This window comes from Emticicia oligotrophica DSM 17448 (assembly GCF_000263195.1).
Taxonomy (GTDB): Bacteria; Bacteroidota; Bacteroidia; order Cytophagales; family Spirosomataceae; genus Emticicia; species Emticicia oligotrophica.
On sequence record NC_018748.1, the window covers coordinates 549,523 to 563,601 of the forward strand.

General features: G+C 35.2%; 10 protein-coding genes. 4 read left to right on the plus strand and 6 right to left on the minus strand.

Annotation, left to right across the window (positions count from 1 at the left end; genetic code table 11):
- Positions 1-13: 13 nt before the first annotated feature.
- The 5 genes from EMTOL_RS02380 to tilS all read right to left on the minus strand — a co-directional run bounded on the left by EMTOL_RS02380 (position 14) and on the right by tilS (position 8,657).
- Entirely contained in the window at positions 14-1,084 is a 1,071-nt protein-coding gene (locus EMTOL_RS02380; protein ID WP_015027662.1) for a M42 family metallopeptidase, read from the minus strand.
- 182 nt (positions 1,085-1,266) lie between these two features.
- The gene (locus EMTOL_RS02385; RefSeq protein ID WP_305953157.1) at positions 1,267-1,662 is read right to left on the minus strand and encodes a hypothetical protein; all 396 of its coding nucleotides are present in this window, start codon (positions 1,660-1,662) and stop codon (positions 1,267-1,269) included.
- Between the two features lie 84 nt (positions 1,663-1,746).
- Positions 1,747-4,455 carry a WD40/YVTN/BNR-like repeat-containing protein gene (locus tag EMTOL_RS02390; protein ID WP_015027664.1) on the minus strand — a complete coding sequence of 903 codons (2,709 nt, stop codon included), beginning with the start codon at positions 4,453-4,455 and terminating at the stop codon, positions 1,747-1,749.
- 313 nt (positions 4,456-4,768) lie between these two features.
- Positions 4,769-7,084 carry an OmpA family protein gene (locus EMTOL_RS02395; protein WP_041693802.1) on the minus strand — a complete coding sequence of 772 codons (2,316 nt, stop codon included), beginning with the start codon at positions 7,082-7,084 and terminating at the stop codon, positions 4,769-4,771.
- 202 nt (positions 7,085-7,286) lie between these two features.
- Entirely contained in the window at positions 7,287-8,657 is a 1,371-nt protein-coding gene (gene tilS / locus EMTOL_RS02400) for a tRNA lysidine(34) synthetase TilS (protein ID WP_305953158.1), read from the minus strand.
- A gap of 25 nt (positions 8,658-8,682) precedes the next feature.
- On the opposite strand from tilS, the gene EMTOL_RS02405 reads away from it, so the two are divergent.
- The 3 genes from EMTOL_RS02405 (at position 8,683) to EMTOL_RS02415 (ending at position 11,849) form a co-directional block, all read left to right on the plus strand.
- Positions 8,683-10,398 carry an OstA-like protein gene (locus EMTOL_RS02405; protein WP_015027667.1) on the plus strand — a complete coding sequence of 572 codons (1,716 nt, stop codon included), beginning with the start codon at positions 8,683-8,685 and terminating at the stop codon, positions 10,396-10,398.
- 151 nt (positions 10,399-10,549) lie between these two features.
- On the plus strand, positions 10,550-11,152 hold the full coding sequence (locus EMTOL_RS21595; RefSeq protein WP_015027668.1) for a T9SS type A sorting domain-containing protein: 603 nt from the start codon (positions 10,550-10,552) through the stop codon (positions 11,150-11,152).
- Positions 11,153-11,390: 238 nt separating this feature from the next.
- A complete protein-coding gene (locus EMTOL_RS02415; protein WP_015027669.1) occupies positions 11,391-11,849 on the plus strand; it encodes a DUF1569 domain-containing protein in 459 nt (152 codons plus the stop codon).
- Positions 11,850-11,853: 4 nt separating this feature from the next.
- Here EMTOL_RS02415 and EMTOL_RS21600 read toward each other — a convergent pair whose 3' ends face one another.
- Entirely contained in the window at positions 11,854-12,723 is an 870-nt protein-coding gene (locus tag EMTOL_RS21600) for a helix-turn-helix domain-containing protein (protein ID WP_015027670.1), read from the minus strand.
- 117 nt (positions 12,724-12,840) lie between these two features.
- Between EMTOL_RS21600 and EMTOL_RS02425 the strand changes: the two genes are divergently transcribed.
- Positions 12,841-14,010 (plus strand): MFS transporter, encoded by a 1,170-nt coding sequence (locus EMTOL_RS02425; protein ID WP_015027671.1) that lies wholly within the window; start codon positions 12,841-12,843, stop codon positions 14,008-14,010.
- Positions 14,011-14,079: the final 69 nt, after the last annotated feature.

Consider the following 14,079-nt stretch of genomic DNA (forward strand, 5'->3'; position numbering starts at 1 on the left):
GATTTTAAATTATTTATCGTATATAACGAAAATCTTGTCCACCCTCTAAGCTCAACAATACTTCGTAATACATATCAATACAAGCTTGAATATCATCTTTATGGCACATCTCAACTGTAGTGTGCATATATTTTTGAGGGAGTGAAATCAAAGCTGACGCTACTCCTTCACCTGAATAAGCAAATGAATCGGTATCTGTGCCTGTCGAACGGCTTGCCGCTGCACGTTGGAAAGGAATATTTTTCTCGGTGCAAACATCAATCATGAAATTCAATAAATTGTTTTGTACAGCAGGGCCATAAGTTAAAACGGGGCCACGACCACAAGCTAAATCGCCATCAGTTTTTTTGTTATACATCGGCGACTGTGTATCGTGAATTACATCACAACAAATAGCCACATCTGGTTTTAATCTACGAGAAATCATTTCTGCTCCACGCAAACCAATTTCTTCTTGAACAGCATTGACTACATAAAGTGTGAATGGCAACGAAATATTATTTTCTTTTAGCTTACGGGCTACTTCGGCAATGATATACCCCCCAATACGATTATCTAATGCACGACCCACATAGAATTTATTATTCAATTCCATCAAAGTATCTTCGAAGGTAATTACACAACCTACGTGGATACCCATTTCTTCAACTTCCGCCTTTTTTGAAGCACCTACGTCAATAAAGATATTTTTTAACGTTGGTTTTTCTTCTGTAGCTGCCTCACGCACATGAATAGCTGGCCAACCGAAAACGCCTTTTACAATGCCTTTTCGAGTATGAATATTCACTCGTTTCGATGGAGCAATTTGATGGTCAGAGCCGCCATTTCTACGTACATAAATATACCCATCTTCGGTGATGTAATTGACAAACCAAGAAATCTCATCTGAATGAGCTTCAATGACTACTTTATATGGCTGCCCTGGATTAATGACACCTACGGCTGTTCCATAAACATCAACTATTTGTTCATCTATATATGGTTTCATGTAGTCTAACCATATTTGTTGACCTGAAGACTCAAAACCTGTTGGAGAGGCATTATTGAGGTATTCGTAAAGAAATTCGATGTTTTTTTCTGCCATTACTCAAAATTGAAAGATATACGTTATTGATAAATTTTTGTTTTATTTAAACTTTATTAACGAAGTTTAAAAGCATTATGTTAGTAAAAATTCAAGAATTTTCCCTCAAAAATAAGCTTATAGCATGAAAAAACCTCAGGTTATTTATAAAACCTGAGGTAATAATTAGGCAATTCAATGGATTAACGAATACCTGTATTGATAGAAATATCTTTTGTAATTTTTTCACCTGCTCTCAAAGTAATACCATTTGGTAAAGACTGAGTGATATTAGAAGGTGTTGAAATATGAGGTTGATAGTCAAGATTATAAGTTCCTTTAGGCACCGTAAAACTAAATTGCCCAGTATGGTCCATTTTCTTTTCCGCTATAACTTTGAGAGTTGTAGCATCGATAACTTGTACTTTGTATTGTCCATAAATGGTATCAAGTTGTTCGAAACTATAACCACATGGATGATTTTCATCTGCATTTATCGGTTCTACACCACATAAAGGCGATAGCGTAAACTTACCTTCAATGATACCATTGACATCAACTTCTGCTAACTGACAACTTACGTAAAATACTGCTGTCACTATCAAAAAAAACATTTTTTTCATAATCATAAGTTTTTTTACATAAGATTCTAAAAACACCATATTAGTTGTAAAGTTGCAAAATTATTTTTCACTCTCTATGGTTGGTTGAATAAATGAAGCCACACAGCCCGTAATATAAGCGTAAAAAACAGCTCCTTGGTCAACTAAAAAACCAGGCCCACCATCATTAGGATTAGTTGGCTTTAATTCGATATAGTTCCCTGCTTTGTAAGTAACTTTGGCTGTTGATTGTATTTTATTTGATGCACTAATTGAATTGACAGCTCCATAAGTTGAAGTACCACTCGTTTTATTATCGTAAGGAGATATAAGTGTGTACGTATTTTGACACAGAGGTGTGGCAGATAAAGTAGTAGTATAAGTTCCTCTTCCGTGAGTTGCCAAAATAACTGTGTTATCAGCCGAGCGGAAACGCATTGATTCACATCTTACGTGAGCCAAGCCAGAATTAGTTAATGCCCACCCAGGGTTTACGGCAGTGATATCATTGGTTGACCAAACTCCCATATCAGTTGAGATAAGTACTTGTTTATAATTTAGTGGGTTAAATAGAGCGTAACGTACGGGTATATTTGGTAAACCGTAAGTTGATTCATCTTTACTTGTCCAAGTAGTTCCTCCATCATTACTATAAAACACAGATTTGACATTATAAGTTGATGAAGTAACCAATAACTCATTATCAGTTGCTCCAATATCAATACACGAGATAAAACCTGTAATTCCTGTTAATATTTTAGTGGCAGTAAGAGCAGTCGTATTATTGTAAACAAGCTTATACACATCGCCATTTCCTGTACCAATAAAAAGTGTATTTGCAGTTTTAGCAACCTTTATAAATCTTATGTTTGGTGGCAAGTTATTGGCTGTTTGTACATCAAAGTAAGGACGCGTACTTGCATTTGAAGCACCACCAGCTACGCCACTTACACGGTAAAGATATGTTCGTAGTCCTCCAGTAATACTTGCCTGTCCCGCATAAGTCCAAAAGACATTATTGGGAGAATCAAAGTCACAAGGGTTTAAAAATGTGCCAACATTGTTACCCACCAATGTCTTTTTGTAGTTACCCTCTCTATCAAATAAATAATGATTCGCATACACATACGACATGATTACAGTATTAGCGTCATCTTGGTCGACTAATGCCGCTACACCATCACCTCCATTAGCAATTGCCCCACAACCAATCACATTTGGAGAAGTTCGGATAATATGTGTACCATTATCTTGAGCACCTGCGTAAACGTATCCATCGTTCGACGTATTCGCTATTGCTGCATTATAATATTGGGTAACATTATAGTTTTTATTCCTTTCTCCAAAAACTAACCCTGCTGGGAGAGTTATGGTAGCATCTCCATAATTTGATGAATAAAACACGCCTCCATCATTGCCTATAATAACTTCATTCGGACTACCTGGGCGAAAAACTATTGCATGATGGTCAGGGTGAATACAAGTTGCAGGTGGCATACAGACATTAGGCTGATTATCATTTAGGTAACAATATTCAAATGTGTACCAAGTAGCTCCGCCATCAATGCTTCTTGCGTGAGTCGCCCCTCCAACTATTATAATATTAGGATTGGTAGGATGTACAACAATTGGCAAATCATACCAAGCTTGTCCATTAGTATAATCAGGAGTGAGTGGGTCTATAGTTGCATTTGGGGGGGTAATATTAGTAGTCCAAGTAGTACCTGCATCCGTTGAACTTTTGAAATAACCTATACCATTGGTTGCATAATCATGCGATAATACATATATTTTTTGAGTTGTCCCACTTGTTGAAGCTGCCAAAGCGATGGAAGTACGACTACTATTGGCTGGGATTCCGATTGGGGTAATATTGGTCCAAGTAGTACCAGTAGCATCCGTTGAGCGATAAAGTTGACTTGGTGTACCTTTTAACGCCCCTGAATCATAAAATTTTCCATAAGCTACAAATATTATCCCGTCTGTACCAATGGCAATATCAGAAACGAAAGAAGCGGTAATAGAAGTAGGCAAACCACCTGTCGTTAATAGTGTCCAAGTAGAACCACCGTCAGTCGATTTGGCGAGTCCACCTTGAGTTCCTACATAAACAACACCACTTGAATTTACTACAATATCCTGTATGTTTTGAAAAGCATAACCTAGACCAGTTAATAAACTAAAATCTGGCAATGTAGAAAGTAATCTTTTCCAAGTAACTCCCCCATCGGTAGTTTTCCAAATACCGCCTCCAGAGACAGCATCAGTATTTCCGTAGCCTTCACCTGTTCCTACATAAAATACATTCGTATTTGATGGGTCATAGGCAATACAAGAAATGGCTAAGTTATCCCAAAAGTCATTAACTTTAGTCCACGAAGAGTTAGCATTTGTTATATCGTTGTTATACCATACACCGCCAGCAACTCCACCAGCCCAAACTTTTTTATGAGTATTATCATTAGGGTCAAACATTAAGGCTCTTGTTCTACCACCAATGTTATTAGGACCTCTTTCTTTCCAGTCAATACCTGTAATGGCACTATTGGTTTTTAGGATATTATCTACTAGAATCTGGGCTTTAATGAGTTCATTATAAGGAGCTTTACCAAAACCTGCTGGTGTTATTTTACTGATATCGGCTTCTGCTCTTTCTTTAGGAAAGTCTACTGGTACTTTTGTGCTCCTCTGGCGTTCTGTTGAATCTTTGATTAGGTCAGCTGGCATTTGGGTATAGCCCAATATATTCCAACCGAGGTAAAAGTAAGCTAAAAGTAGTGTTTTCTTCATTAGGATTTATTATTTTTTGATTTAAAAAGTAGGAAGTAATATGCGAAATTTACTTAAAAAAAACTTTTTTCCATTACCTTTTTGTATTATTTTTAATCTTAAGTAATACAAAAATCAAAAAGTATGAGTTAGCTCAAATTTGGAAAGAGGTATCACTTATTGGCATTTGGGTGAAACTATCAGGTTTAACTGAAGTCAAATAACCAAATTTCCCCAGTAAATCATTCTATACTACCTTTTCCAAATCATAGGAAAACTCATACCTTCAAAATAATAAATCCAGACTTAAAGCTTTGAAATAAACTATCTCATACTAATTCATACCAACGGCCGAAACATCTAAAATTTTAAACTCTGTTCTTCGATTGGCTTGGTGCTGGTCTTCTTCACACTTTATTCCGTCATCACAATTATTAAGTAGCTCTGCCTCTCCATATCCTTTCGCCACAACTCTTTTTGTATTGATGCCACGTGCGGCCAAATAATCAACTACCGCTCTGGCTCTATTCTCAGAAAGTTTAAGATTGAAGGCATCACTTGAGCGACTATCAGTATGAGAGCGGACCTCAATTCTCATATTAGGATACTTTTTGAGAAGGGGGACAAGCTTCATTTCTAATTCTTTAGCGGCATCTGGTCTAATAAAAAATTGTCCATAATCATAATAGATATTATCTAATCTGAAAACATCTCCCTGACCTACTAAGCCCAAATTTTGCTCAACGGTTTTAGGGCCTTTCTTCGATTGTTTCACTTTTCCTAAACTTTCCGTATTTTCTGCATAATTATTTTTGCTCGCAGTTACTGAATATTCACCTTCTTTTTTAGGCTGAAATTCATATTTTCCATCTAAACCAGTAATAATTTGTTGTTTCGAACCGTCTTTTTCATTTTGAAGTGTTACCACAGCACCTTGAATCGGCTGTTGATTAACCTCTGCAACGATTGTTCCCTTAATTATCGGTGCCTTAGATTTCTCTAAATATACTTTGATTGACGTTTGATTTTTGAGGGAAGATGCAAAAGTACCGTACGATACTCCGTTTGACTCATAACCCTCTTTCATGATTTTAAACTCAAAGTCTGTTCCTGTTTCTAAGCAAACTGTCACTTTTCCATCAATACCTGTAACCATCAGCTCTTTGTTTATTCCATTTTTTAAAACGCGTACATCAGCTAGCTCCAAAGGTTTTTTACTATCTGAATCATAAACCAAAATATTTAACTGACGGCAACCATGACGAAACGAATAGAGATTATCATCACCATAACCACGCTTACGATTTGAACTGAAATAGCCACTCGTTCTATTACCATCAGTGATGAAACCAAAGTCATCTTTCTCAGAATTTATCGGTGCTCCTAAGTTTTTAATTTCACTCATCGGAATGCCTTCTTTCATTTCGACAAAAAACACGTCTAAGCCACCTAAACCTTCAATTCCATCTGACGAGAAATATAAATTCCCATTTTCATCTACAAAAGGAAACATTTCATTTCCTTCAGTATTAATATCTTTCCCTAAATTTACAGGAGAGCCCCATTGTCCATCTCGATAATCCACCACGTAAATATCAGTTCCACCAAAACCTCCGGGCATATCTGAAACAAAATAAAGTTTTTTATTATCTGGCGATAAGGCTGGATGCCCACACGAATAATTATCGCTATTAAACGGCAATTCGACAATTCCTCCCCAATGTTTGCCATTATCAACAGCTAGATATAGCTTAAGCTTAGTTACACCATCTGTGCCTGTTCTACTACGACCTTTATTATAGTTATTGCGTGTAAAGATTAGCTTTTTATAATCTTTGAAGAACGTAACGGGGCCTTCATGATATTTACTATTGAGTGTTTTACTGAATTGCTCTATTTTTGAGAGTGGTTTTTCTTGTTCTTCCTTCGCCATTGATTCAAGTTTTTCAGAAGCACTAAAAGCACTCCCTCCCCCTACCGAACCAAGCTGCTTAGCTGCCACAATATTATCTTTACGGAGCTCTGAAGTATCAGGAAACATAAATAAATCAAGAAAAGGGGTCTGATTCTGCATAAAAACTCGCTTTATCGCCCCTCCTTCCTCACGAGCCGACACAAAGACTAATCCATTTTTGTAGTACATCGGACTAAAGTCCGACTGACGAGAATTAAGTGTATATAAATAATCTATTTTATATGTTGAAGAATCTTGAAAGAAGCGACTATTATCCATGTATGCAACGGTGAATCTTCTTCCACGCATATCAGCCGTTTGCTCCTCTCCGTACCGGCTATACATTTTTTGAGATTCTTTGTATTTACCATTATTGGCCAAAGCCTGAGCGTAATACAAGAAAATTTCGCTTTCTAAGTCTTTGTTGTATTTCTCAATCAATTCGGCATAAACACGTTCCGCATTACGTGTATCTTGAACTTTTCGGTAGCTATAACCCAACTTTGTCAAGGCTTCTTTCATTTCGGGCGAACCCACTTTAGCTGTACGAAGATAATCTTCATAGCTTCGAATAGCTTCTATATAGCTCATACTTTCGAAACTACGATTTGCGGCCTTTAACTTTCCGCTTTGAGCAAATGTTTGTTGGGCTAAAAGAAGAATTAATGCCAACAACCAAATATTGTATTTTTTCATGGGTGAAGCACTCAGCATCATTTTTAAATGAGGAAAATTTAAAGCACGTTTGGATTACATTTGCCTAAATTATCAAAACCTGTGCCAAATACCAAACTTACAATAAAGTATTTAAAAGAAAACCTATTAAAATAATTATGAAATTAGCACTTAAGGGCAAATAAAAGAACTGAAAATCAAATTATTATCAATTAAATTCACTCTATATTATTTCAGCTTTTAAAATCATCTTGGAAGACCTTTGTAGTCGAAATCTTTCATCTGTTCTATAATTAACTACCCACATAATTTGTCCAGCAGATACGAGAAGAAATATGTTTTTTTTAAGATGAAGTGAAATCTTTTTATCAATCAAAAAGTCAGAAATTTTCTTTTGGCCTTTCATACCAAACGGAATAAACGAATCTCCTTCTTTCCATCTTCGCATCGTGAGTGGAAAAGTAATTTTTTCAAAATCGAAGTATCCAATTGCATTATTTCTTTCAAACTTTCCGTCAAACTCCTCCGCTTTTACAAGAGAAAAACGGAGTTTATTACCTTCGAAACTTATAGTTATACCTGATAGAATATCTTCTTTTTGAATTTCAAGCAAAGTTTTTTCAATTTCCGCATCAAGTTTTGGGTAAATGATAAATTCCTCTCGGTCTTTCAATAAACTATGGGTTTCGGAGTGAAAAATCTTGCCCGAAATCCCATCAATTGAAGCAAATATTTCTTTTGATTGAAAGTAGTTAAATCCAAACTCTTTTAGAAGCTCCTCAATAAAATAATTAGCTGACTGCCAATACTTTATATTAGCTATTTTTATATAAAAAACGCCATTACTTTCACGCATAACCTTAGCTTTGAAATGGCTTAAGTTTTTTCTAAAATCGGCTTCAATAGATTGAAAACGTTCGAGATTTCGTGCAAAAGTTTCGTCTAAATTGGGATTTATTTTTTTTAGTAAAGGAACTACTTCATTTCTAATCAAATTTCTTTGATAATCATTCGAAGCATTGCTACTATCTTCTCTCCATTGAAGTTTGTTTTCTTGCACGAAGTTATCAATAGCTTCTCTTGAAGCAAAAAGTAATGGCCTAATTATCAATTCTTTTTTGGGTAGAATTCCTCTTAAACCGGCAATGCCTGTTCCTTTAGTCAGATTGAGCAAAACTGTTTCAATACTATCATTCAAATGATGGGCAGTAGCAATATAACTGTAGCTAAATTCTTCTCTGATTTGCTCAAACCATTCGTAACGAAGTGTGCGGGCAGCCATTTCAATCGAAATCTTCTTTTGCTTGGCAAAGGCTTTGGTATCGAATGTTTGAGTGTGAAAGTTTACCTTATTTACTCGGCATAATTGCTCAACAAATACTTGGTCTTGGTCAGACTCGCTTCCTCTCAACTGAAAATTGCAATGTGCCACTGCAAAATTTAGTTTCGACCGACAAAAAAGTTCAAACATTACCACTGAATCTTTACCTCCACTTACTGTAAGCAAGACCTTATCGGTGACTTCAAATAATTTTTGCTCGTTAATATATGTTAAGAAGGCATGAAGCATCAAAGCAATTACGTAATTTTGCAAGCAAATTTAGAATTTTCAATTGAAGATGATTAATAATATTATAAAAAATATAGCTCAGTCTCAAAGAACAGCACTTAAAAACGTGTTCTCTTCTTTTGGGAAATGTATTAGCTTAGTAATTGTACTATTGATTCCACTTTTTTCGTTCGGACAAAAACCTCTTAATCCACCACCAGCGGCCACCCCTAATACAAAAATCAATTTATTAAGTGCAGATAGCTTAATAGGTGTTAATCAACAACCTTTTTATACAAGACAATTCTTAGGTAATGTTTCTTTTGCCCACCGTGGAGCCGTTTTATATTGCCAAACTGCTACACAAAATGAAACAACAAATACCTTAGAGGCTTTCGGGAAAATTAGAATTGTGCAAGGCGATACGCTTACAATTACTGGTGATACGCTCTATTATGATGGGAACACACGTTTTGCCAGAGTATTAGGAAAAAAAGTAGTTCTAACAGATAAAAAAGTAAGTCTTACAACACGTGTAGTAGAATATGATATTCAGAAAAACCGTGCTTATTATCCAGTTCGAGGAGTAATTGTGCAAGATTCGAGTATTTTAAAAAGTGAAAAAGGTTTTTATAATACTCGAAGCAAGATTTTTAATTACAAGGAAAACGTAGAAATTACAAATCCTAAATACACCATTACATCAGACAGTTTGCAGTACAATGCACGCACCAAAATGGCACTTTTCAAAGCTCCTACGCTCATTAAAAGCAAAGATGGAGATATCATAGCAAATGCTGGAAGTACCTATAATACTCAAACCCAACAATCTAATTTTAAGGGTCGTTCTAAAATTGTCAATGAAGATTATACACTTACTGGCGATACTTTAAGTTTCGACCAAAAAACCGAGTCGGGTTTTGCCAAAGGAAACGTAGAATTGGTCTCTAAGAAGGATAAAGTTATCTTAAACGGGCTAATGGGTGTGCGTGATGGCAAAGCAGGTTTTACTAAAATAATGGGCAATGCCCTTATGCGAAATACCTCTGAAAGAGATACGCTTTTCCTAAGAGCCGATACCCTTTATGCCTATGAGCGAAAGGATTCATTAATAGTAAAAACTGATTCCTTGAAACTAGGCAAAAAGGAGGAGAAAAGTAACGCATCGAAAATGGAGAAACTATTAGCGTTCGGGCACGTAAAAGTGTTTCGTACAGATATTCAAAGTCGCTGTGATTCACTGCTTTATGACTTGAAAGATTCGGTAATTCATTTTTTTAGCAAGCCGATTATTTGGAATGATAAAAATCAATCCGAGGCCGATACAATTCACGTATATATGAAAAATAACAAAGTAAATCGCATGTATATGATTAATAAAGGCTTTGTTATTGCGAAGGATACGGTTCAGAATTTTAATCAAATTAAGGGTAGAAAGATTTCGGCAACTTTCAACGCCCAAAACCGAATAGAAAATGTGGTAGTTGAAGGAAACGGTGAAAGTATCTATTATGCACTTGATGATAAAAATAAACTTATCGGTGTAAATAGAGTCGAATGTAGCAAAATGAATATGAAGTTTAAAGAAAATCAAATAAACCGAATAGCATTTTTAGGAAAGCCCGACGCCAAGCTTGTTCCACCAACCGAGTTGACTAATGATAGTAATCGCTTAGATGGATTTGAGTGGCGTGAAAAAGAAAAACCAACCAAAGAAGAAGTGCTGGGCATGAAAATTGTATTAAAAAAAGAAGAGCCCAAAAACCAAAAAGAGCCTCAAAAATAGCCAAACGAAAAAAAGTTTCCTTTTATTGCAACCTTTTGGCTTAAAAATGAGTCTTATACATAAAATCCTTTTTTTAATTTTCAACAACTTTTACGTATATTTGTAATAGCCCCCATAATATACGTGCTTATAACAACTTAGAAGAGTTTCTATGGCAAAAAATTTACAAAAATATTTAACAGTACTAATTGGAATCGTTGTCTTATCCAACGTTGCTCTTGCTCAAGTTGAGAAAGGCAAATCTCGTTTGGATATCGGCAAGAAACCAACTACCACTGCTAAATCTTCACTTCAAAAAATGGCTTTTGTGAGTAAAACAATGCCATCAGAAGTAAGATTAAACAAGCCTTCTGTGGTAAACCAGTACTTCCGTGATGCCCTATTGAATGGTTCTACAAGAACTGCTACCGCAAAAACATCAAATGTTGAAATTCCAGCTACAAACGATAAAAGTGTAGGAACAGAAAGTAATGATAAGCTATTTTTTAACGATAAACTATCAGTTTCAAACATTTATCCAAATCCAGCCAACGATTACGCTACAATTGATTATGTGATTACCGGTAATGTAAACGACGCCAGTATGGCATTTTATAATTTGCTCGGACACGAAGTAGCTAATTATGAATTAGATAAATTTGACCGCCGATTAAAAGTTCAAACAGCAAATTGGGAGTCAGGTATCTATTTATATCAATTAGTGGTTGACGGAAAAAAAGTAGCTACCAAAAAACTATTAGTAAGACATAACTAAGAATATTAATTCGATTACTGAGAGGCCAAACAAGTTGAATTTGTTTGGCCTTTTGCTTTTTAATATATTTACTTTTAGAAATATTTCTATTTTTCAGTTATTGCTACATTTTTTCAAATATCTCCAACGCTAAAAATTTTATCCTTTGAAATAAGTTTAATTCAAAAACAACTCTTTTCATCGTTACTTAATTACTTTGAAACAGTACAAATCTATTATCATTTTAAACCCATTAATTATGGCTCTTCCAAACATTTTTTCCGAAAACGTAACCGAACAAATAATCAACAGAATTAATCAACTTAGCACTACGACTCAACCCAAATGGGGAAAAATGAGCGTTGACCAAATGTTGGCACATTGCTGTGTTTCTTACGAACTTGTTTATGAAAACAAACATCCAAAACCAAATGCATTTGTAAGGTTTATGTTGAAACTTTTTGTCAAAAATAAAGTAGTGAATGAAGCCCCTTATCAACATAATAGTCAGACTGCCCCATATTTTGTAATGAAAGGTGATAAAGATTTTGAAGCAGAAAAGAATCGATTGATAAACTTTATTAGAAAAACGCAAGAATTAGGTGAAGCATACTTCGATGGGAAGGAATCTCATTCATTTGGCGTATTAAACAAAACCGAATGGAGCAATATGTTTTACAAGCACTTGGAACATCATCTTACCCAATTTGGCGTTTGAGTATTTAGCTTTTTAATCCTTGACGCTCTTTTCTGTAATTCATGGGTGTAGTGTGCATCACTTCTTTAAATACTCTATTAAAAAATGATTGATTATTATAGCCAGTTTCGTAGGCGATGTTTTCTATACTTTTATCTGTAAATGAGAGTAGTTTGCACGCCTGCGTAACTCGGTATTCATTTAATACTTGCTTAAATGTTTTTTGCGTATGTTTTTGAAAAAACCTACAAAATGAAGTATCGGTCAGATGAAGTAAATTGGCAATTGTTTGGCTGCTGATATTTTCTGTGTAATGTTGTTCGATAAACTCAAATACTTTTTCTACACGTTCGGCTTGTTGTGAATTTATATTTCCTGAGGTTACACCCAAAACCTCATAATTTGCTCTTGAAAGTTCATCTAAAACCTCCACAAAAATGAGCCATTGTCTCAAGGAATGGCTTTCAAGAAGAGCTTGAAACTTCTCTCTAAAAACTTTTTCATGAGCAGTAAGAGGCAAAACCAGTGCTTCTTGAGATACTTTGATTAATTGCTTAATTTTTTCAAATTCTGGGAAGTGGGTAAATAAAATTTCCAGTTGATTGGGCGTAATTTGCAGAACATACTCTTCATAAAGTTCGCTTTCAAAACCTAGATCAAAACTTTTATGCGGAATATTAGAGTTAAGTAAAATTACTGCACCATTTTCGTAAGAATATTGACGATTTCCTATGTAGAGTTGTCCTTTGCCATGAGGAACACATACAAGTTCAATTTCAGGATGAAAATGCCAAGATTTCATCGAACAAGTACGGGTTTGAATATTATGATAAACCCGCAAGGATAAACCCTGATTAGGTTGAATAACCTCTAAAAATGGCTTTTTAGACTTCATTTTCTCTATTATCTTATTGAATCATAAAAATAAGACAATTTGGTGTTAGATTTAGAAAATTTAAGTAAATTTTAGTTTGAAGAATAAAGTTATTTTTGTATTAAATAATCTATAATTATGCCTAATAAAACTTTACTCATTAATCGAATCGCGGTTTCGTTATTTTTCTTCACCAATGGTTTTTTATACGCCAATTGGACGGCCCGACTTCCCGAATTACAAAAATACTTTGGTCTTAATAATAGTGAATTAGGCAATGTTTTGTTTTGTATTGCCTTAGGGTCGATGATTGCCATGCCATTGGCAGGTTGGCTAGGAAATAAATTTGGTTCTGATAAAGTTGTTAGAATAGTTTCTTTGTTGTTCTGTGTATCTATTCCTTTGGTAGCCATTTCTCAAAATGAATGGATAATTCGCTTGTGCTTTTTGTTTTTGGGAGCTGCATCAGGCTCGATGGATGTAACTATGAATGGACAAGCCGTTTTGGTAGAACGCCTCTGGGGTAAAGTCATTTTTTCATCGTTTCATGCAGTATTTAGCATCGGAATGGCCATCGGAGCCGCAATTGGTGGGCTATTTTCCAATTTTCAAATTCCATTACAAACCCATCTGACCATTCTAGCGATTTTGGGCACTTTGCCCATATTTTGGGCTTCCACTAAATTGCTCAAAGATTCGCCAATCACTGAATCGAAAACTTTTGAAGAAAAAGGTAATAACAATAAGTTTTTAGCATTAAAAACCATTTTACCGTTTGGCATTATTGCCTTTTGTTGCATGACAGGTGAAGGTTCTATGGTTGATTGGTCAGCCATTTTTATGAATAAAGTTGTTGGGCAAAATGAAACCATTTCAGCTTGGGCTTTTGGAACTTTTGGTGTAGCCATGACAATCGGGCGAGTTTTTGGTGATTACTTTACGGTAAAATTAGGCAAAGAAAAAATCATGTTGATTGATGCATGTCTAGCCGCCGTAGGGTTAGGAATTGCCCTTGCGTTTACATCAATTTGGAGTACATTTCTAGGTTTTTTCTTAGTTGGTTTAGGGCTTTCTACCATAGTTCCGATTGTTTTTTCATCAGCAGGCAATTTAAAAAATATTAGTCCGTCAGCAGGAATTTCAATGGCTACCTCCATTGGTTACACAGGATTCTTTGTCGGACCGCCAACGATTGGGTATTTAGCAGAAGCATTTGGTTTACGAATAGGGTTGAGTTTTGTCTTTGCATTATTTATTTTGATGGCCCTCATAATTGCGATTTTATTAGGTAAAATGAAGTCAAATTAAAGAATAATCTATTATTTAGCGTGAGTTGTGAATAGGAATAACACATAAAGTTCTCGTAGTCGGTATTGA